General features: G+C 65.4%; 17 protein-coding genes and 1 tRNA gene. 3 read left to right on the top strand and 15 right to left on the bottom strand.

What is annotated here, in order from left to right:
* Window positions 1-4 precede the first annotated feature (4 nt).
* A complete protein-coding gene (locus tag NYR55_RS03810; RefSeq protein WP_260019902.1) occupies window positions 5-799 on the bottom strand; it encodes an Arm DNA-binding domain-containing protein in 795 nt (264 codons plus the stop codon).
* 151 nt (window positions 800-950) lie between these two features.
* Window positions 951-1026, bottom strand: a tRNA-Thr gene (locus tag NYR55_RS03805).
* Window positions 1027-1200: 174 nt separating this feature from the next.
* Between NYR55_RS03805 and NYR55_RS03800 the strand changes: the two genes are divergently transcribed.
* Complete coding sequence (locus NYR55_RS03800) at window positions 1201-2484, top strand: hypothetical protein (RefSeq protein ID WP_260019901.1); 1284 nt, start codon at window positions 1201-1203, stop codon at window positions 2482-2484.
* Between the two features lie 88 nt (window positions 2485-2572).
* The gene (locus NYR55_RS03795) at window positions 2573-7207 is read left to right on the top strand and encodes an NAD-glutamate dehydrogenase (RefSeq protein ID WP_260019900.1); all 4635 of its coding nucleotides are present in this window, start codon (window positions 2573-2575) and stop codon (window positions 7205-7207) included.
* A 60-nt stretch (window positions 7208-7267) separates the two neighbouring features.
* Here the strand turns inward: NYR55_RS03795 and NYR55_RS03790 are convergent, their stop codons facing one another.
* The 3 genes from NYR55_RS03790 to NYR55_RS03780 are packed head-to-tail and all read right to left on the bottom strand — an operon-like array spanning window position 7268 to window position 11313.
* Window positions 7268-8419 (bottom strand): PepSY-associated TM helix domain-containing protein, encoded by a 1152-nt coding sequence (locus NYR55_RS03790; protein ID WP_260019899.1) that lies wholly within the window; start codon window positions 8417-8419, stop codon window positions 7268-7270.
* A gap of 11 nt (window positions 8420-8430) precedes the next feature.
* On the bottom strand, window positions 8431-9114 hold the full coding sequence (locus NYR55_RS03785; protein WP_260019898.1) for a Fe2+-dependent dioxygenase: 684 nt from the start codon (window positions 9112-9114) through the stop codon (window positions 8431-8433).
* 9 nt (window positions 9115-9123) lie between these two features.
* The gene (locus NYR55_RS03780; RefSeq protein ID WP_260019897.1) at window positions 9124-11313 is read right to left on the bottom strand and encodes a TonB-dependent siderophore receptor; all 2190 of its coding nucleotides are present in this window, start codon (window positions 11311-11313) and stop codon (window positions 9124-9126) included.
* A 17-nt stretch (window positions 11314-11330) separates the two neighbouring features.
* Here NYR55_RS03780 and NYR55_RS03775 point away from each other — a divergent pair, with 17 nt between their 5' ends.
* Window positions 11331-12143 carry a cytochrome c family protein gene (locus NYR55_RS03775; RefSeq protein ID WP_347709655.1) on the top strand — a complete coding sequence of 271 codons (813 nt, stop codon included), beginning with the start codon at window positions 11331-11333 and terminating at the stop codon, window positions 12141-12143.
* A gap of 333 nt (window positions 12144-12476) precedes the next feature.
* On the opposite strand, the gene hemA is transcribed toward NYR55_RS03775, so the two are convergent.
* From hemA to bchL, 10 genes are read right to left on the bottom strand one after another with little or no spacing between them, the layout of a single operon-like run.
* Window positions 12477-13697 carry a 5-aminolevulinate synthase gene (gene hemA, locus NYR55_RS03770; protein ID WP_260019896.1) on the bottom strand — a complete coding sequence of 407 codons (1221 nt, stop codon included), beginning with the start codon at window positions 13695-13697 and terminating at the stop codon, window positions 12477-12479.
* A complete protein-coding gene (gene puhE / locus NYR55_RS03765; RefSeq protein WP_260019895.1) occupies window positions 13697-14500 on the bottom strand; it encodes a putative photosynthetic complex assembly protein PuhE in 804 nt (267 codons plus the stop codon). Before puhE ends, hemA begins: the two co-directional genes overlap by 1 nt.
* Entirely contained in the window at window positions 14494-15570 is a 1077-nt protein-coding gene (acsF, locus tag NYR55_RS03760; protein ID WP_260019894.1) for a magnesium-protoporphyrin IX monomethyl ester (oxidative) cyclase, read from the bottom strand. The genes puhE and acsF overlap by 7 nt, the downstream gene beginning before the upstream one ends.
* Window positions 15567-15866 (bottom strand): hypothetical protein, encoded by a 300-nt coding sequence (locus NYR55_RS03755; RefSeq protein ID WP_260019893.1) that lies wholly within the window; start codon window positions 15864-15866, stop codon window positions 15567-15569. Before NYR55_RS03755 ends, acsF begins: the two co-directional genes overlap by 4 nt.
* A complete protein-coding gene (gene puhC, locus NYR55_RS03750) occupies window positions 15863-16342 on the bottom strand; it encodes a photosynthetic complex assembly protein PuhC (protein ID WP_260019892.1) in 480 nt (159 codons plus the stop codon). Before puhC ends, NYR55_RS03755 begins: the two co-directional genes overlap by 4 nt.
* The gene (gene puhB, locus NYR55_RS03745; RefSeq protein WP_260019891.1) at window positions 16339-16956 is read right to left on the bottom strand and encodes a photosynthetic complex putative assembly protein PuhB; all 618 of its coding nucleotides are present in this window, start codon (window positions 16954-16956) and stop codon (window positions 16339-16341) included. The genes puhC and puhB overlap by 4 nt, the downstream gene beginning before the upstream one ends.
* Complete coding sequence (puhA, locus tag NYR55_RS03740) at window positions 16953-17723, bottom strand: photosynthetic reaction center subunit H (RefSeq protein WP_260019890.1); 771 nt, start codon at window positions 17721-17723, stop codon at window positions 16953-16955. The genes puhB and puhA overlap by 4 nt, the downstream gene beginning before the upstream one ends.
* Window positions 17724-17743: 20 nt before the next feature.
* A complete protein-coding gene (locus NYR55_RS03735; RefSeq protein ID WP_260019889.1) occupies window positions 17744-19174 on the bottom strand; it encodes a BCD family MFS transporter in 1431 nt (476 codons plus the stop codon).
* On the bottom strand, window positions 19174-19869 hold the full coding sequence (gene bchM / locus NYR55_RS03730) for a magnesium protoporphyrin IX methyltransferase (protein ID WP_260019888.1): 696 nt from the start codon (window positions 19867-19869) through the stop codon (window positions 19174-19176). Before bchM ends, NYR55_RS03735 begins: the two co-directional genes overlap by 1 nt.
* Window positions 19866-20762: a ferredoxin:protochlorophyllide reductase (ATP-dependent) iron-sulfur ATP-binding protein gene (gene bchL, locus NYR55_RS03725; RefSeq protein ID WP_260019887.1), complete on the bottom strand. Its 897-nt coding sequence runs from the start codon at window positions 20760-20762 to the stop codon at window positions 19866-19868. Before bchL ends, bchM begins: the two co-directional genes overlap by 4 nt.
* Window position 20763 lies beyond the last annotated feature (1 nt).

Below are 20763 nucleotides of genomic sequence, written 5' to 3'. Positions count from 1 at the left end.
GCATTTATCCCGGACCGACCTCCTGGAACCGGACTTTCCCAACTGTCCAACAACATAGTCGTTCGTCCTTGCCCCGCGCATATGAGCAAGTCTGCAACAAACGCATGAGAGGGGAGTGGGCTTTGCCCTGATTGAGCCAGTTGGGCGTCGATGGTCGACCGGCACGCAGCGTCCAGTTCATCGACCTTGGCCGGGCATCGATATCGATCGTCGATCCGGGCAACAGATTCACTGTCGTCGGTCCGTTCGCAATCGACATTGGTGCGCCGGGTCGGGGAACCGTAATCCGGGCAAGGCCCGAAGTGACAGTGACATGGCGCCTGCCGGATCGGTTCGATGACGAGAGCTTCGCATCGGGCGCCAGAATGAGGATTGTTCCGTCATCAATCGGTCGTTTCGCGATCGGTTCAAGCAGTTCGAGGAACCATTCGGCCTTCTTCAACGTGGCGGGCGATTTTCCCTCGGCCCGCATTTTGTCGATATATTCTGTGGCAACCAGCGCAAATGTTGTCTGAGCCGATTGTTCGGCAGCGAGCTGGCGCTGACGCTTTTGCTCAACCGGATCGATCCCGTCCTCAAGCTGTGCCCTCACGGCATCGCGTTTTTTCCGAGCTTCAGCCAGCGTGATCTTGGGGAAGGCTCCCAGCGAAAGCTTTCGTTCCTGGCAGAGGATTTTGTACCGGTACCGCCACAGCAGCGCTCCAGATGGCTGCACCAGGAGAAACAGACCGTCCGAATCGGCAACTTTGTAGGGCCGGTCTTTCGGACGGAGCGATTTGATGCCTACGACTGAAAGCATGGTGGACCACGACCTCTCGAAAACACGTGGTCCGCCGTTTCGTGGTCCACTTTCGATGGGTCTTGTCGGAACATAACGAGAAAATATGAGACCCAACGGCCTCAATACACCGCACAATTCTGCGGTTTTCTACACTGCTCTCTTTATGTACTGGTGCCGCCTACAGGACTCGAACCTGTGACCCCCGCATTACGAATGCGATGCTCTACCAACTGAGCTAAGGCGGCGAGGCGCAGATGCGCTGCCAAGGCGGCGGCGCTTAACAGGATGATGCAGGGCTGGCAAGCATTGACGACGGGGTGAGCGACGATCCTTTGCCGGCTTCCTTTACCCGCTGTTTACCACATCCGGCGCACACATGGTCCATCAGGGTGCACAGGCCCGTGCTTGAGGATGATTCCATGGACACCGTTCGCGGTACCGAAGACCGGATCGAGGAACATGACGGCGTCGAGGACGCTGCCCATGCCGCCAACGCCCAGATCGGGACGGATGAGCGCCGGATGCACGTGCGCGCCTATAATTACTGGGTGTCGCTGCTGAACGGCCGGGCCTATCCGTCGATTGAGGATCTGGATCCGCAAAGCCTTGCCGATTTTGGCCCGCACAGCGTGCTTCTCGACTTTTCCAGCGGCATCGACGATCCGTCCATCCGTTTCCTGGGCGACCGCTTGAGCGCCGAATGTGGCGTTTCCAGGGATATCGCCAGCATTGCCGAAGTTCCCGGCCGGTCGCTGCTCTCGCGGCTGACCGACCATTATTTGCAGATCATCGCCAATCGCGCGCCGATCGGGTTCGAGGCGGAGTTCGTCAGCCATCGGGGGCTGAACACCCTGTATCGCGGCATCCTGATGCCCTTTTCCTCGGGCGGCGATTCGATCGATTACATTTACGGCGTCATCAACTGGAAAGAGATGGTCGACAGCGACACTCAGGCGCGCCTGAATGCCGAGATCGAGGCCGCGCGCCGTGCAGCGCCGCCGCCGCCGCCGACCGAGCCGGTTTGGGCCGATGGCCCCAGCGGCGATGCGGGGTCGCCGTCGATCGCGGTAGAGGCGGCCGATGTGGACGAGGCTGCGCCGCCGCCGCCCGCCTTGCCCGGCACGCTGAGCGAGCGACTGATGCTGGCCCGCGAAAGCGCCGCTGCGGTCCGCGCCGCCGATACGCGCAGCCGTGCTGCCTTGTATCGTGCGCTGGGCCGCGCCTATGACGTGGCACTGGCGGCCGAGGCGGATCAGGAACGCTATGCCAGGCTGCTGGCCGAAAGCGGCATCAAGGAACAGGCCCGTGCCCCGATGACGCCGGTCGTGAAGCTGGTGTTCGGCAGCGATTATGACAAGGCGCGCGTGACTGAGTTTGCGGCGGTGCTGTCGCAGGCACGGCGGCTGGACGTTGCGGCGGGCGGCCTGGCCGATCTGCTGGAGCGGACCGAGGGCGGCATCAAGGCGCTGGTCAAGGCGGAGCGAAGTGCGCGTGCCCCCGCGCCGCGCCCGGATCGCTACACCAGCGCGCTCAAATCGCTGCGCAGCGCACCGGCGCTGGGATCGCTCACCATCGATACGGCGGGCGAGGAGTTCGTCCTGCTGGTCGCGCGGGCGACGGGCAAGGATCAGGTCGAGGTCGTGGGACAGGTGGGCAATGCGCCGGCACTGGTCCGCCAGGCGGTTGTGCGCGCTATCATGTGACGATTGCGGCCAAACCGGTCATGAAATCCGGTTTTTGCATTGCCACAAGCCTTGAGCCTGTCATCCGGGCGGCGCATAGCCGGTTGTCATGACGACACAGATCGAACCCTCGCTGGTCGAGGTGCTTGCCAGCCGCCTTACCGAAGGCGCGCTACCCGGAGAGACTGAAGGATTTGACGACGCCGCGCGGGCCGATGCCGCGCGATTCGTGGCGGAGGCGGCGCTGAGCCGGCCCGGCACGGGCGCCGCCATCCGGATCGAGCCGATGGCGGGGGAGGGGCAGTCCGGGATGCGGATCGCCATCATCAACCCCGACATGCCGTTCATCATCGATTCGGTGGCCGGTGCCATTGCCGCGCACGACATCGCGATCGATCGCATCATCCACCCCGTGTTGCCGGTCGTCCGCGACGATAGCGGCAGGATGACCGCAATCCGCGCCGGTGGTGCGCCGGAATCGATGGTCTATGTCGAAACCGAGCGGGCCGAGGCAAAGGTGCGCCGCGCGATTGAGGCGGAGCTGGCCCGCGTCCTTGACCATGTTCGCCATGCCGTTGCCGAATGGGGGCCGTTGCAGGCCGCGATGCTGGACGATGCCAAGCGGATCGCCGATCCGGAGGGCGCGGCGCTGCTGCGCTGGTTCGTCGATCGCAACCTGACCCTGCTGGCCCATGAAAGCTGGGACCGGGATGGCGGCACGCAATCCGCGCTGGGCATTGCGCGCGGCAAGCTGGACTGTTCGCTGCTGGCCGAGGCGTCGCGCCGCCGCGCGGTGGAATGGTTCGAGGCAGGCAACAAGCCGCCGCTGCTGCTGAAATCGAACTGCATGTCGCCCGTGCATCGCCGCGTTCCGCTGGATCTGGTGCTGGTGCCGATCATGTCGGGCGACCGGATCACGGGTCTGTCCATCCATGCCGGATTGTGGACCAGCGCCGCACTGTCGGCGGCACCGGGCGACGTGCCGGTGCTGCGCCGGTCGATGGTGCAGCTTCAGGAAAAGTTCGGCTTTGATCCAAAGGGGCATACCGGCAAGGCACTGGCCCATGCGCTGACGCAGATGCCCTATGACCTGACCATCGCATTTGCGCCCGACGATCTGGAAACGGTCGCGCTGACCGCAATGTCGATTGCGGATCGGCCGCGATCGCACCTGGTGCTGGTGAAAAGCCCGCTGGGCCGTCACCTGTTCGCCTTTGTCTGGCTGCCGCGCGACGAGGTGTCGACGCTGCGCCGGACGGCGATCGGGCGGATGCTGGAAGAGGCGGCCAATGCCAATGTCCTCAGTTGGTCGATCGAACTGGAGGACGGGGTGGCGGCGCTGATCCGCTTTACGCTGGACCTGCGCGCCGATGGGCGGATGCCGGATTCCGATGACCTCAACGAACGCATCCGGCGGATGGTGCGCGGCTGGCGCCCGGCCGTTGCGGCCGCGCTGGAGGAGCGGGTGGGCAACCGCGCGACCCGGCTGGCCCTTCGCTGGGGCAATGCCTTTCCCGCCGCCTATCGCAGCCTGCATGAACCGGAAGAGGCGGCCGACGATATCGTCGCGCTGGCCGATCTGGAGGACGAACGCGGCCGGGCCGTGCGCATTATTCCGGGCGATCCGGATGGCGACGGGCTGCTGCAGCTCAAGGTCTATCACGTCGGCGGCCCGCTGCCCCTGTCCGAAGTCGTGCCGGTGCTGGAGAATTTCGGCCTGACCGTGATCGAGGAGCGGCCGACCGAGCTGGACGATGAAAGCCGCCTCTATATCCACGACTTTCAGGTCGCGCTGGCATCCGGTTCGCCCGCCAACGCACCGTTCGAACCCGCCGTGGCAGAGGCCGCGATCCAGGCGGTGCTGGAGGGGCGTGCCGAAAATGACCGGTTCAACCGCCTGATCATGGAGGTCGGGCTGGCCCCCGCGTCGGTCGTCCTGCTGCGCGCCTGGTTCGCCTATCTGCACCAGACGGGCATGAATTATTCCAAGGCGACGGTGGTCGATGCCCTGACCCGCGCGCCGCAGATCGGTCAGGCGCTGATCGAGCGGTTCTATGCGCTGCACGACCCGCAGCGCCGCAGGGTGCCGGAAACCGGCGATCAGGCGGCAGCGGCGGCGCTGGAGGCGATCGAAGCGGGGCTGGCCAAGGTGGCGGCGATCGACGATGACCGCATCCTGCGCGCCTATCGCGGCGTGATCGACGCGACTCTGCGCACCAACGCCTTTGCCCCCGCAGCCGAAGAGGCGCTGGCGTTCAAGCTGGACAGCGCCCGTGTGCCCGGCCTGCCCAAGCCGCTGCCGTGGCGCGAAATCTTTGTTTATTCCCCGCGGGTGGAGGGTATTCACCTGCGCGCCGGGCCGGTGGCGCGCGGCGGCCTTCGCTGGTCCGACCGGCGCGACGATTTCCGCACCGAAATTCTTGGCCTGATGAAGGCGCAGCGGGTGAAGAACGCGGTCATCGTGCCGACGGGCGCCAAGGGCGGTTTCTATCCCAAGCAGCTGCCCGCTCCGTCCAACCGAGAGGCGTGGCTGACCGAGGGCACGGAAAGCTATCGCATCTTCATCCGCACGCTGTTGTCGGTGACCGACAATATCGTCGACGGCACGGTGGTGCATCCCGACGGCGTGGTGATCCATGACGGAGAGGACCCGTATTTCGTGGTCGCCGCCGACAAGGGCACGGCGACGTTCAGCGATGTCGCCAATGCAATCGCGCTGGAACGCGGCTTCTGGCTGGGCGATGCGTTCGCCAGCGGCGGGTCCAACGGATATGACCACAAGGCGATGGGCATCACCGCGCGCGGCGGATGGGTGTCGGTTCAGCGGCACTTCCTGGAAATGGGCGTCGATGTGCAGACCGACCCGGTCCGCGTCGTCGGGTGCGGCGACATGTCCGGCGACGTGTTCGGCAACGGGATGCTCTTGTCCAAGTCGCTGAAACTGGTTGCCGCGTTCGATCACCGGCACATCTTCCTGGATCCCGACCCCGATCCCGCGGCCAGCTGGGCGGAGCGTCAGCGATTGTTCAACCTTTCCCGGTCAAGCTGGGACGATTATGACAAGGCGCTGATTTCGGCCGGTGGGGGCGTGTTCTCCCGCACCGAAAAGTCGGTCCCGCTGTCGCCGGAGGTTCGCGCCGCGCTGGACGTGACGGCAGAGGCGATGGAACCGTCGGAACTGATCACCGCCATCCTGAAGGCGCCGGTCGACCTCATCTGGTTCGGCGGCATCGGCACCTATCTGAAGGCGGCGGCGGAGAGCAATCTGGACGTCGGCGATCCGGCGAATGATCGCAACCGCGTCAATGCCGAACAGCTGCGCGCCAAGGTGGTGGGCGAGGGGGCCAATCTGGGCGTCACCCAGGCGGCGCGCATCGCCTTTGCCGCGCGGGGCGGGCGGATCAACACCGACTTTATCGACAATTCGGCGGGCGTCGATTGTTCGGATAACGAGGTGAACATCAAGATCGCCCTGAATGGCGAGATGACGTCCGGGCGGCTGGCGCTGGCCGATCGCAACGTCCTGCTGGCCGACATGACCGACGATGTCGGGCATCTGGTGCTGGAGGATAACCGGCTGCAGACGCTGGCGCTGTCGCTGATGGAAGCGGATGGACCGCTTGCGTTGCCCAGCTATGTGCGGACCATCGAGATCCTGGAGGCATCGGGTCGTCTGGACCGGGCGGTCGAGGGGCTGGCCCCGAACGACGAACTGCTGCGCCGGGCACAGGACGGGCGGGGGCTGACCCGGCCGGAACTGGCCGTGTTGCTGGCCACGGCAAAGCTGGCCATGCAGGATGCGATCGAGACGCGCGGACTGGGGCATGATGCGGCCCTGACTCCTGATCTGTTCGCGGCATTCCCGGCCGCGATGCGCGAGCGGTTTGCCGATGCGATCGAGGGGCACCGCCTGCGCGGTGAGATCGTGGCGACCAAGATCGCCAACCGCATCGTCAACCGGCTGGGCGTGCTGCACCCGTTCGAACTGGCGGAGGAGGAAGGCGCCTCGCTTGGCGACATTGCCGCGATGTTCGTGGCGACGGAACAGCTGTTCGGCGTCCCGGCTCTTTGGCACGCGATCGAGACCGAGGCGATGCCGGAGGCGGCGCGCCTTGCCCTGCTGGACGAGGTGGCGGTTGCCGTCCGGTCGCAGATCGCCGACCTGCTGCGCGTCAGCCGGTCGGGCGATTCCCCGGCGACCATCGTCGATCGGCTGCGCCCCGGCATCGTGGCGCTGGACGAACAGACCAAGGCGCTGCTGCTGGCCGAGGCGCAGGCACAAAGCGACCGGATCAGCACGCGGCTGGCCGAATCCGGTGCGCCGACCGGCCTGATCGAGCGGGTCGTTCGCCTGTTCCAGATGGACGGCGCGGTCGGCCTGGCCGAACTGGGCCAGAAGCGCGGCATTGACGAGGTGGTGCTGACCCGCGCCTTTACCCGATTGGGTCAGCAGCTTGGGCTGGATTGGGCACAGGCCAATGCAGCGCGCATCACCGCGGGCGATCCGTGGGAACGGCTGCTGATCGCCGGGCTGGCCCGCGATTTCCAGCAGCTGCGGCTCGATTTCCTGACGCGGACCAGCGGGGACGATCCGCAGGCGGCGGTCGATGGCTGGCTGGCGGAAAACCGGGCGCGGGTGGATCAGTTCAATGCGCTGGTCGCCCGCGCGCGTCAGGCGCCACAGCCCAGCGCCGCCATGCTTGCCCAGATTGCGGGCCAGGCGCGCGTCCTGCTGGGACGGTAATCGGCGCGCAGCCGTAAAAAATGGGGGGCGCCGGAACGGACCGGCGCCCCCTTTTTTTCGTTATTCAGCCGGGGCGAGCCGGGCGCGCTGACGCTGGGCCAGCTGCTTGCGCCACTTGCGCGCCCGCGCCCACATGATGATCCCCGTCACCGCAAGGATGGCGGGCAGCACGCCGCCCAGGAACAGGATGACCTGCCACCAGAAGGGCATGCCCGACCCGTCATGGATCTGGCGCATCAGCCGCGCGGTGGTCGGCTGGGGCTGACCCGCGCCGGGGCCGCTTGCTGCATCGATTGCCGCCTGGCCGGTTGCATCTGCCACCTTGACCGTGGCGGGTCGGCCACTCGGCGGTGACATCTGCATCGTCCATTCCGGCTGGATGTCCGTCGGCCACTGAACCGATGTAATAGTGCCGGGGGCCACTGAGCCGGCCGCGTCAATCGCTGCGGTCAGCGGGGTTGCCGGGGCAGGCAACGGCTTTGCCCGCATCAGCGCGGCGCGATCCGGACCCTTGGGTCGGGACTGGGCCTGAGCCGGCTTGGCATCAAAGCTGCTGAACACCGACGGAAAGCTGATCCACACGCCGGTCAGGGACAACACCGCCAGCGGTACTGCGATCCAGAACCCCAGCAGATTGTGCAGGTTGTAATCGGTATTCTTCGGATGCCGTTTCCAGCGCAGCGCGCGCACGAACCCGCCCACCGTCGGCCACCACAGCCAGATCCCGGTCAGCGCGGACACCAGCATGGCAACGCCGACCCAGCCGACGACCTGTCGCCCAACCTCCGGGATGAACAGCGAACCGTGCAGCACGTGCATGAACCGGATCGCGCCCCGATCGCTGGCCGACACCTCGATCACCCGCGCATCGGCCGGGTCCAGATAGACGAGCGTGCGTACCGGCCGGCCCTTGCCGCCGCCGGGCCGGGCCGCCGAAACCTCGACCGGCTCGCCGCTTTCGGTGGGCAGTGCGATGCGCGCAATGCGTTCCCCGGGGGCCAGCCGGGCAGCGGCGGCATCGGCATAGGCGGTGACGGGCAGCTTGGCCGTCCCGGTCACCGCATATCGGTCGGGATGCAGCCAGCGTTCCAGCCCGTCATGCCACACCAGCGCCGCGCCAGTGACCGAAATGGGAATGATTGCCACGGCCAGCAGCAGTCCGATCCATTTGTGGAATTGCAGCCACAGGTTGCGCCATTGTCCCCGCGTCATTCGTCTTGCCCCTAAACGTCCGCCCAGCGGCGGATCAGATTGTGATAAAGCCCGGTCAGTTCGATGACCGAGCGGTCGTCCTGGCCCAGCTGGCCGCCCAGCCGCTGAACCGATTGATCGAGATCGAACAGCATCCGGCGCGCGGCATCGTCGCGCACCATGGATTGCAGCCAGAAAAAGCTGGCGATGCGGACGCCGCGCGTCACCGGTTCCACCCGGTGGATGCTGCTGGCCGGATACAGGACCATGTGCCCGGCGGGCAGCTTGATCCGCTGTTCCCCGAACCGTTCCTCGATCACCAGCTCGCCGCCGTCATAGGCATCGGGGTCTTCGAGGAAGAGGGTGCAGGACAGGTCGCTGCGAATGCGGAAATCGGTCCCGCGCCGCATCCGGATGGCGTTGTCGATATGCGCGCCAAATGCCTGGCCCCCGCCATAGCGGTTGAACAGCGGGGGAAAGATGCGGGCGGGCAGGGCGGCGGCGATGAACAGCGGTGAACGGCCCAGCGCCTCCAGCACCATTGCACCGGCCGTCCGTGCCGCCTCGCTCGCCTCGTCCAGCTGCTCGTTCCGCTTGGCGAGTGCGGATTGCGCGCCAGAGGTTGCATTGCCGTCCACCCACGATCCGGCATCGACCATGGCGCGCACTCGCGCCACGGCCGCTTTGTCCAGAACATCGGGAATGATGATCAGCATTGCCGGCGTTTACATCCGCACACGCAGGGTGGCCATGACCGTGCGGCCTTCGCCCGGCACCGCGATGACATAATTGTCGTTGGCGCGGATGCGGTTGATGTACGCCGCGTCCAGGATGTTGTTGGCATTCACCTGAAGCGAAATGCGCGGGCTGAAGTCATAGGCGACCATCGCATTGGCCAGGACATAATCGTCCAGCGCCCAGGCATCCTGTGCCGCGGTCGAATTGCGGGTCACGCGCTCGCCCATGTAATTGATGCCGCCGCCGATCTGGAACGGCCCCGTCTTGTAACTGGTCCACAGCGTGCCGGAATGATTGGGGGTCAGCGCCAGTACCTCGCCCAGCGTCAGTTCGCTGCCCGTCGCCGCACGCAGGATTTCGCTGTCGAGATAGGCATAGGCCGCAAACAGCTGCCATCCCGTCGCCAGCTGGCCGGTCGCGCTCAGTTCGACGCCCTGCACCCGCTGACGCCCGGCCAGCAGCACATCGGGGCCGACCGTGATCGGCTGATTGACCCGCTCCGTCCGGAACAGCGCGGCGGTCAGGCTGAGCTTTTCGGCCAGCACATCCCACTTCGCGCCGATCTCGTAATTCTCGTTCTTCAGCGCGGGCAGCGCCAGATTGGCGGTGGTGACGGCGCCGGTCGATGTTGCGGACAGCGCCTGGGGCTGTTTCGCATTGGAGTAGGTGAAGTAGATCGACGCAGTCTCGCTCGGCTTGGCGACCAGTCCGGCCTGCCAGCTGAACAGGTTTTCGGCATAGCTGCGATCGGCAAGCGCGGCATAGGCGGTGCCGCCCAGCTCGACCTCGAACCGTTCGTAGCGGCCGCCGACATTCAGCTGAACCGCATCGCCCAGCAGCTTCAGCGTGTCGAACGCCGACAGCGCGTACCGCGTTGCCGAGGTGTCATATTGACCGCTCGTCACCGTCTGGCTGAACGGGCCGGTAAAATCCGGGGTCGGCGCAAACAGGTTGCGGCGCGTGCCTGCGATGCCGGTGGTGGTGATCGTGTTGCGCTGAAAATCCTCGCGGCTTACTTCGCCGCCGATGACCAGCGTGTTGCCGATGCCGCCATCCGTGGCGGGCAGATCGACGGTAAGGGCGGTGCGATTGGTCAGCACCGTGTTGCTTGCCACGCGGCCCAGCCCCTGCGGACCACCGACGATATAGTTGCCATCCTGCGGCCGTCCCGCCGCAATCGCTGCCGCCGCAGCGTTCAGCGACGGGGCGTCGATCGGGCGGGGGGTGGACCACACCGCGGTGCGATCGACCTTACCCCAGCGGGTCGCATTGAGCAACTGAACCCGGTCGCTGAACTCATGCTCGATCTGAAGCGTGGCAAGCATGACCGTCTGATCCTCCCGGTCGATGTTGCGCCAGCCATAGTAATTGCGGATCGGCGCCGGACGAACCCCGGTGGTCAACAGCGGGATGCCGTAATCGGGCAGGTTTTCGTCCTGCTGCCAGAACAGGCTGACCGTCGCACGCGTCGGGCCGTTCATGCCGATGGAAAAGGACGGGGCCACGCCGAACCGGGTCTGCGTGATCTGATCCCGCCGGGCCACATCCTGATCATGCGCCATCAGGTTCAGGCGGAATGCAGAGCCGCCCAGCGATGCCTGCTGCACATTGGCGTCGAGCGCCAGCCGCTTCCATTCGCGATTGCCAAGGCTGGCATCGACATTGAGGAACGACGCCATCTGGGGTGCCTTGCTGACCAGGTTGATCTGGCCCGCCGCACCGCCCGCGCCGGACAGCGCGGTATTCGGCCCCTTGTAAACCTCGATCTGTTCGACGTTGAACACGTCGGAACGGCTGTACTGCAACCGGTCGGCAAAACCGTCGATGGCGATGTCGTTGCTGGCGTCGAACCCGCGCAGGTTGATGAAATCGCCCGATCCGGCGCCGCCCTCGCCCTGGCCCAGGGTGATGCCGGGCACGTTGCGCAGCGCGTCCGCAAACGTGACCGCGCCGGTATCGGCCAGGAACTGCTTGTCCAGCACGGTGACCGTACGCGGGGTATCTCGGGGTTTTTCGGTCAGCGCCGGATTGGTCGGCTTCTTGTTCTGCGAGCCTTCGACCACGATGGTCTGTGCATCTTCGCCAATCGGCTCTTCGCCGGCATGGGCCGGTGCCGTCATCAAAAACCCGACTGCCGACAGCGCCAGATACGCCGGTGCGCCAATTCCATCACTCACTGAAATCGCCCCTTGTATTGCGAACCATTTGCATCCGCTTATTGCGAGCGATTTGCAGAGTCAACGCTTTTGAGAATGATTTTCAACATTGTCGCAAGGGGCAAAACGGCGTTGGCGACGCCAACGGCTCGACGCTGAAAAAGGACGGATTGCCGGGGAATGGAACGGCCGCAATAATCGCCACGGAACCAATGGTCTGCGCTTTCATTTCCAGTTCATCTCCGTTACAAGCGTGGCTGGAGGGGACCGTTTCTCTGAGGCCATTGCGGCGATTTTGGATTGGAGTGGACATGAAGGCAGCTGGAACTTTTGCGAGTGTGATCGTGCTTTCTACCCTGCTTGCTGCGTGTGGCGGCGGTGGATCGGAACCCAAGAAGACGGAAACTGCGGCGGCCCCGGCTGCTGAAGCGCCCGCCGCCCCGGCACCTGCTGCGGCCCCGGCTGCTGCGCCTGCGGCTGCTCCGGCCGGTGCGCCCCCTGCGGCCGATACCGCGACCGTCGACGGCACGCAGTTCGCCAGCTTCACCGGCACGGCCGCGGCCGGCAAGACCGTGTTCGCTCAGTGCCAGACCTGCCATGCCGTGCAGGATGGCGTGAACAAGGTCGGCCCGTCGCTGCACAAGATCGTCGGCCGCGCCGCCGGCACGGTCGCGGGCTACAACTATTCGAACGCCAACAAGAACAGCGGCATCACCTGGACCAAGGAAAAGCTGTTCCAGTATCTGGAAAAGCCGCAGCGCGTGGTGCCCGGCACCAAGATGGCGTTTGGCGGCATCGCCGACGCGCAGAAGCGCGCCGACCTGATCGCGTATCTCGAAAATCCGAGCTGATCGGATCGGACAGATCGAAAGGACAAAAGGCCGGGGGAAATCCCGGCCTTTTTCTTGTGCGCTGCTGCTGGGAAGGCATGTTGCCTAGTGACGTGTGGACCGGTGCATCCGGACCTGCATTAGCGGGGCGATCGTTAACGCGCGACCACGCCCAGCCGAACACGCTTGCGCAGCAAGCCTAGTGGATCGCCGATATTCCTGTGCACAGCGGGCAGGGCGTCAGCCCGATCGGTCATCCAGGTGCCTGGCAGCGATGCCCGATTTAACGCGCATCGCTGCCTCGCTCCGGCCTTTTGCGGGAAGCGGATGTGGTTGGCGTACCGCCGCGCCGGATCAGGCGGCCATTTCGCGCCGTGCCAGTTCGCAATGCGACCAGATTTCGCTGAGCGCGGTCAGCAGCCGGTCGATATCCGCATCGCTGTGCACGGGCGACGGGGTGATGCGCAGCCGTTCCGTCCCACGCGGAACGGTGGGGTAATTGATCGGCTGAACATAGATGCCGTGATGTTCCATCAGCCAGTCGCTGATCAGTTTGCACTTGCGTGCATCGCCGACCATTACCGGGATGATGTGGCTGGGGTTGGGCAGGTGGGGGATGCCCATCCGGTCCAAGGCGCCGCGTACGCGGGCCACGCGATCCTGCTGGCGCTCGCGTTCGGCATCGCTGTCCTTCAGGTGCCGGATGCTGGCGCACGCGCCCGCCGCAACCGCGGGGGGCAGGGCGGTGGTGAAAATGAATCCGCTGGCAAAGGTGCGCACGAAATCGCACAGGTCGCGCGATGCGGCGATATATCCGCCCATCACGCCATAGGCCTTGCCCAGCGTTCCTTCGATGACCGTGATCCGGTCCATCAATCCTTCGCGTTCGGCCACACCGCCGCCGCGCGGGCCGTACAGGCCGACGGCATGAACCTCGTCGATATAGGACAGGGCGTTGTGCTTCTCGCACACCTCCACGATCTCAGCGATCGGGGCGATGTCGCCGTCCATCGAATAGACGCTTTCGAACGCAACCAGCTTGGCCCGGTCGGGGTCCAGGTCGGACAGCTTGCGGTCCAGATCCTCGGGCGAGTTGTGTTCAAAGATCATCCGGTCGGCACGGCTGTGCCGAATCCCCTCGATCATCGATGCGTGATTGAGCGCGTCGGACAGCACCATGCAGTTGGGCAGCATCCCCGCCAGCGTGCCCAGCGCTGCCCAGTTGGAAACATAGCCGGAGGTAAAGAGCAGCGCGTCTTCCTTGGCATGCAGGTCGGCGAGTTCCGCCTCCAGCAGCACATGGTGGTGATTGGTACCCGAAATGTTGCGCGTGCCGCCCGCACCTGCGCCGCATTCGTCCAGAACGCGGTGCATGGCGTCTAGTACCTTGGGATGCTGGCCCATGCCCAGATAGTCGTTGGAACACCAAACGGTGATGTCGCTGATCTGGCCGTCGACATGGCGGGTCGCCTTGGGGAATGCGCCAGCCTGGCGCTCGATCTCGGCAAAGACGCGATATCGCCCTTCCTGCCGGACGGCGGCCAGCTGATCGCCGAAATATGTTGCGTAATCCATCACGCCTTCCCCTCTTCAATCGTCGTCTTCTTGTGTGCGGTGCGCCGCTCAAGCGCCCATGCCCAAAGCGCGCTGTCGCGAAAGGGCATGGCGAGAAACAGATGCTCCAGCGCCGCCAGCAGGCTGAGGCAGCAGAGCAGGGCGGATCGGACCGCGGTGCCGGGATCGCTGGTGGCAATCGCCGTCCAGGCAAGCCACGCGGCCAGGCCGAGCATGGCCAGGATCGACAGCGGCAGCATCGGCAGCAACCGGCGCGGTCCGAAATAGCTTTTCAGGTAATCCAGATGGCGCGGCAACAACTCGTCGCTCAGGTTCGGCACGCCCCAATAGATGTTCAGTTTCGATGACAGGCGGAACACGAACAACAGCGTGAACGCATAGGCACCGGTCGGATTGGCGGTCGCCGCGGCCAGCGACAGCATCAGGCCCGCCGTCATCGCCAGCGCCACTTCGTGATGGATCAGCGCCAGCGTCGCCTGTGAAAACCGTTGCCAGCCGCGCGCGCCATCGGGGCATGGCTCGCTATGCGTGCCCGCGACCGCGCCGGTCAGGAACGCGATCTCGTGCCAGCTCCAGATCAGCAGGCCGCCCAGGAACGACAGATAGGATGCCCAGATCGCCGTCGAATGGGCACTGGCGATCACGAGGCCGAGGCCGGCAAAGGCACAGACACAGGCGATGATCAGCGCGCGCGGCATCGTGGCGCGCAGCCGGTGGTTCATCATCGCCACCAGGCCGGTGCTGACGAACCACAACAGGATGACCGCCGCAAAGGGCAGGGCCAGGCTGCCCGCAATCACCATGCAGGCTGAAGCCGGATGGAACGGGGCAGTTCGTTGGTCCGCGGTTTCATCAGGTACAGCCGGGCAAAGGCAAAGCCCGCCCGCGCCATGTTGGCCGCGCGTCCCGCCAATCCCGACACGCCGCCACGCGCCTTGGCCGTCTCGATCGCGACAGAGGCAAGGCGAAGCTGCTCCAGCGTCCGGCGAAAGGCGGGATCATCGGTGTCCAGCTCCACCGGAAACACCTGCCGGCTGATCTCGGTACAGATCGAAAACACCTGATACCCGTAATCGGCGGGGTGTACGCCCAGCGCCTTGTGGAACACTGGCCGGTTGTGGTCGCGCACATACATGGTGGCATAGACCGACAGCAGGAAAAACCGGATCCACAGCTTGTTCATTCCGGTCAGCAGCTTGGGATCGGCCCGCAGCATCATCGCGAACGCCTCGCCATGACGGAACTCGTCATTGCACCAGTCGTGGAACCAGTCGAAAATCGGGTGAAACTTGTTCTGCGGATTGCGCGCCAGATGGCGGTAGATGGTGATGTACCGCGCATATCCGATCTTTTCCGACAGATAGACGGCATAGAAAATGAACTTCGGTTTGAAGAAGGTGTATTTCTTGGTCTTGGTCAGAAAGCTGAGGTCGATGCCGATCCCGGCGCCCTTCAGCGTTTCGTTGATGAAGCCCGCATGACGGCTTTCATCGCGCGCCAGCAGCTTGAAGATCCGCTTCATGTCGGGATTCTTCGTCCGCTTGGCGATTTCGGCATACAGGATGCAGCCTGAAAATTCGGACGTCAGCGAACTGGCCAGGAAATCGATGAACTCGGCCTGCAGCGCCGGTTCCAGCCCCTCGATCACCCCGTCAAAGGCGTCCGTCTTGCGGAAATGCCGCTTATTGTGATCGTCCTCCATCTCCGTCATCAGCGCCTCCCATTCGGCGCGGACGGGGGACACGTCGATGCGGTCCATCGCTTCGTAATCGGTGGTGTAGAACCGCGGCGACAGCACCGTTTCCTGGCGTGCGATTTCCATCGTGTCATGCTGGGCAGCCAGCGATGCATCGATCCGTGCAGGCGCGTTCATCCTAGCCTCCCAGGCGTAAAGCTGACTTCATACAGCTCGGTGATCTCGAAATTGCTGGCAAAGCGGGTCCAGGCGCGGCGGATCAGGCCAGCGGGCTGAACCGTGGCGCGGCGTTCGAACACGCGGCGTTCGCCAAACCCGACCATGATCGGCGCGCCATGCACGCGCACCCGGTCGCCGGGCCGGATGTCGATATCGCCGTCCAGTTCGACATGGGCATGGAAATGCTCGGGGCTCTGCTCCACCTCGATCCGGCACTGGGTGTCGAACGGGGGCGGCGAAAACAGCGCGATCATGCGCCCGTTCCCGGCAGCATGTTGGCAAAGGTGCGGCTGTGGTCGGGGCCAAAGCCGTGCAGTTCGGCATCCTTACCGGTCTGAGGATCGACCAGCGACAGCGCGCCGTTCGCCCATCGCGTCAGGCGAAAGGGCGGCTCCGAACCGATGCCGGCGGCCATCCGCGCCTTGGCCAGCCGACGCATCTGGGCGCGCACGAAACCGCCCTGACCGCTGGGGATGACCGTGATCTGTTCGCCGGTCACTGCATCGCTGACGATCACCGCGCCATCGGCCCGGTCGGCGAAACGCAGGTCCCGCTGCTGCGCCGGGGCGACCTGATCGCGGGTCCGTTCGGCCACCGGATCGGCGGCGCGCGGGATCAGGCCAAAGCTGGTTGCCCCGGTCAGCGCCAGTGCCGTGGCAATCAGCACCCCCGCCCCGATCAGCGCCCGGGGCGGGACGGTTGGATCATGATGGGGGTGCGAATGGCTCATGCGCCGGCTCCGGCATAGGGGCCGGTGGCGACCGGCGTGTTGGATGCGTCCTTCACTGTCACAGGCTGAATCTGCTGAACGGCGCGGAACAGAGTGCGGGCCACGCCGGCAGCGTCCGGGATCGCACGCAGCATCGGCTGGGGCCGGACGATGCGCAGCGAGCGGGCGTGCGGCCACAGCATCGGATAGCCAAGCCGCGGCGCGCCCTTCAGCGACAGGACGATGCTGCCATGCCCGCCGCCCATCGCCTTCAGATCAGCGGATTCGATCTGGCTCAGCGGCAGGTTGACGCATTTGTTCAGGGCAACCCCGATGCGCAGCACCAGCCGCTGGTTGGTCAGCGTATAGATGCTGGTGCGCGCCGCTGCCCAGGCAAAGGCAATGAACAGGGCGATTGCAACGACGCCCATCGCCGCCACGACCAGTGCCGCGCCGCCATCGCCGCGCACCACCAGCCAGGCGATGATCGCGGCGAAATAGAGCAGGGTCAGCCGGATGTGCCACGCATTGGCGACCATGTGCCGGAAATCCGGCGAACCCTGCCACAGGATGCGCTCGCCCTCCGGCGGAACCCCGGGCAGGCCGGGGATCGGCTCATGCTCATATTCGCTCATATCAGCGGATCCTGACGAGCGGCGTTGGCATAGAGATAGCCGCCGCCATAATAGGCCATGACCCGCTCTTCCTCGTAAAAGGTGATGCGGTCCGGTGCGGCCAGGCCGGGCACGCCGGCAAAGTCGGCGGCGTTGATCGCGTCGATCACCACCAGGCTTCTGCGCGCCTGAACGGCGGCGGTGCCCATCGGCGCCAGTACCTTGGCAGAGCCGGTGTCGACCTCAAGATACCGGATGACGTGTTCGGCCCGGTCGACCCAGATGTCGCTGATCTTGCCGGCCACCTGACCGTCCGCCGCGATCACGCTGTAGCCCCGCGGATCGGGATCGCGCGGGTTGATCGTGATGTGCGGGGCCAGTGCGATCGGCACGATGCGGTTATGCCCTTCGGCATCCAGATCGGGGTGATTGGCGCGGTCGGCCCAGGCCGCCGGGCCAAGGCCGTCGACCAGCGGATTGCCGGTGGGGACATAGGGCGCACCGGCCGCGCGGAACGTCCGCGTGGCGGGCAATTCGACGCGCTCGCGGCCCTTGGTGGGGGTGCTGACGATGCCGCGACCGTGCGGCATCAGGAACGTCTTCGGCCCCGCATCCAGCAGCACGCCGCCCGGCGTGTCCAGACGGCCGGTGGTTTCGTCCTCCAGCGGATAGCCCTCGCGCCGGTCCTCGCGGCGCAGATACACCACCAGTCCGAAGAAGAACAAAACAAAGGTCAGAAACACCAGTTCGGTCACATCGAGTGTGCCCACAAGCTTAATATCGTCCATCATCCACCTCCTGCCGGCCCTCAGGTCGGAAACTCGCTCAAACCAAAGCGTTCACGCGTCACTCCAAGATCGCGGCCCACGCCGACCACTGGCCCCAGCACGACCAGCGCGAGCAGCAACAAGGCGATCTCGATCAGATAAACCGTGCCGAACCCCGTCGCGCGGTCGGCCAGGGTCGTGCCCAGCACATCGTGCAGCGCCAGCATGGCCACGCCATCGCGAATGGCCCCGCCCAGCGCGACGCCCAGACCGGCTCCGCTTGCCTGCACCGCGCCCCATGCGCCCAGCGCAAGGCCAGCGGCGTGATTGCGGGCCAGCGCCATCGCGGCGATCATCGTGCCGACGGAAAACAGGCCGTTGCCAAATCCGATGGCGGCGGCGCCAGCGAACAGCAGCGGCACGGAATGAAACGGTGCGGCAAAGATCGCCATCAGAAAGGCGCAGATGCCGATGACCGCGCCAAGCCCTGAAAGGCGGAGCGGATCGGCGCCGTGCGCCAGCCGCCGCCCGCTATGGGCAAAGGCGATCAGCGCGCCCAACGCCCATGCCCCGGTCAGCGCGGTCGTCGCGCCCACCGACATGGACAGGATTTCGCCGCCATAAGGCTCCAGCAGCGCATCCTGCATGGAAAAGGCCATCGCCCCGACGCCGATCGCGGCCAGCAGCCGTGCGGCGCTGGGCTGAGCAACGAAACTGGCCCAAAGCGCGGAAAATGCCGGCTGCGCCTCGACCGGTGCCGCAGCGACGCGCCGCCGTGCTTCCTGCTTCCACAACGCGATGATGTTCATCACAATCGTCAGCAACGCCGCGCCCTGCACCACCTGGATCAGCTTGGTCGCGGTAAAGTCGAGCAGGATGTTGCCGATGGCGAACGACGCCAGCATCATGCCGACCAGCAGCATGACATAGAGCAGGGCGACGACGCGCGGCCGGGTATCCTCTGGCGCGATATCGGTGGCGAGTGCCAGGCCCGCCGTCTGGGTGACGTGCATGCCCCCGCCGGTCAGCAGGAACGACAGGCACGAGGCCGCAACGCCCATTGCAAAGGTGTCGGGGCGGGTCAGCAGGATCAGCGCAAACGGCATGATGGCCAGCCCGCCGAACTGCGCCAGCGACCCGAACCAGATATAGGGCACCCGGCGCCAGCCCAGCACCGAGCGGTGGGTGTCCGACCGGTGGCCGATCAGCGCGCGGAACGGGGCGATGGCCAGCGGAATGGCGATCATCAGCGCCACCATCCATGCAGGCGCGTTCAGTTCGACGATCAGCACGCGGTTCAGCGTGCCGTTCAACAGGACGGCGGCAATCCCCACGCTCACCTGAAACAGCGCCAGCCGCAACAGGCGGCCCAGCGGCAGATCCGTGCTGGCGGCATCGGCGAACGGCAGGAACCGCATCGCGACGGCCTGCCACGCAGAAGAAGAGGAGGAGGGGCGGTCCGCCGGCTGCATCAGCTGCTGATCCCCATCGCCTGGGACTTGTAGAACCCGCTGGAGACGCGCTCGCAGAAATCGATGCGCCATCCGGGCAGATTGCCGGCAATGTCCGCCGTCAGCCGCCCTGCGCTGACCGGCCGGATTGCGGGCGAGCGGTCGCTGCGCGGAAATGCCTTTCCGGCGATGTGCATGGCACGCAGCAACGGCGTTGCGGGGGCAAAGGTATAGGCGATGTGCCCGGTGCGCTGCGCCCATGCCTTCAGCACACCGATCAGGTCGGCCCGGTCGTAATGGATCAGCGAATCCATCGCCACGACATGATCGAACAGGCCCAGCGTGTTGCTGCGCATGTCACCGACGCGCCAGTCGATCGACAGGTCGCGCCCCGCGCGTTCGCGCGCCACGGCGATCAGGCCCTGCGACACATCGATCGCCACCACCTGTGCCCCGCGGCGTGCAGCCTCGATCGCCAGCGCGCCCGTGCCGCATCCGGCATCCAGCAGCCGCTGGCCATGCATGTCGGCGGGCAGGGCCGACAGCAACAGGTCGCGCATCGCATCCCGCCCGGCGCGCACGGTGGCGCGGATGCCGCTGACCGGCACGTCGGACGTCAGATCCTCCCACGCTTTGCGCGCGGTCCGGTCGAAATAGGTTTCCAGCCGTTGCCGGCTTTCCTGATATCGGGTGGATGCGATGCCGGCGTCCATCATTCGAACCCCAGAAAGTCGAAGATTTCCCGGTCCTTCATCGGCCGCGCGTCCACAGGATCCACCCCGGCCCACAAGGTGCGGGCAAGGTTCAGATATTCCTCGCGCGCGGCAACGACTTCCGGGCTGTCCGGCATTTCGAACAGCGTGCACTTCTTCAGCCGCGACCGGCGGATCGCATCGACATCGCCGAAATGGGCAAGCCGCCGCATCCCGGTTTCCGCGCCGAACCGGTCGATTTCGTCCGTCGCGGCCGACCGGTTGGCGACCATGCCGGCCAGCCGGACCTTGTAGTTCTTGGCCTTTGCATTGATGGCCGCCATGATGCGGTTCATGGCAAAGATGCTGTCGAAATCATTGGCGGCGACGACGATCGCCTGATCGGCATGTTGCAGCGGGGCGGCAAAACCGCCGCACACCACATCGCCCAGCACGTCGAAAATAACGACATCGGTATCGTCGAGCAGGTGATGCTGTTTCAGCAGCTTGACCGTCTGGCCCACCACATATCCGCCGCAGCCGGTGCCCGCGGGCGGCCCGCCGGCCTCGACGCACATCACGCCGTTATAGCCGGGGAACATGAAATCCTCGACCCGAAGCTCCTCGGCATGGAAGTCGACGGTTTCCAGGATGTCGATGACGGTCGGCACCATCCGCCCGGTCAGGGTAAAGGTGCTGTCATGCTTTGGATCGCAGCCGATCTGCAGCACCCGGTGGCCCAGCTTTGAAAAGGCGGCCGACAGGTTGGACGAGGTGGTCGATTTGCCGATCCCGCCCTTGCCATAAACGGCAAAGACCTTTGCCCCCCGGATTTCGTCGCGCGGGTCCAGCGCAACCTGCACGCTGCCCTCGCCATCGGGCGGTGCGCCTTGGGTATCGAGAAGGTTGAGTGTCATT

It is taken from the genome of Sphingomonas sp. BGYR3 (genome assembly GCF_025153455.1).
Lineage (GTDB): Bacteria > Pseudomonadota > Alphaproteobacteria > Sphingomonadales > Sphingomonadaceae > Sphingomonas.
Note: the sequence above shows the minus strand (reverse complement) of the source record. Positions and strands in the feature narration are given on the sequence as shown.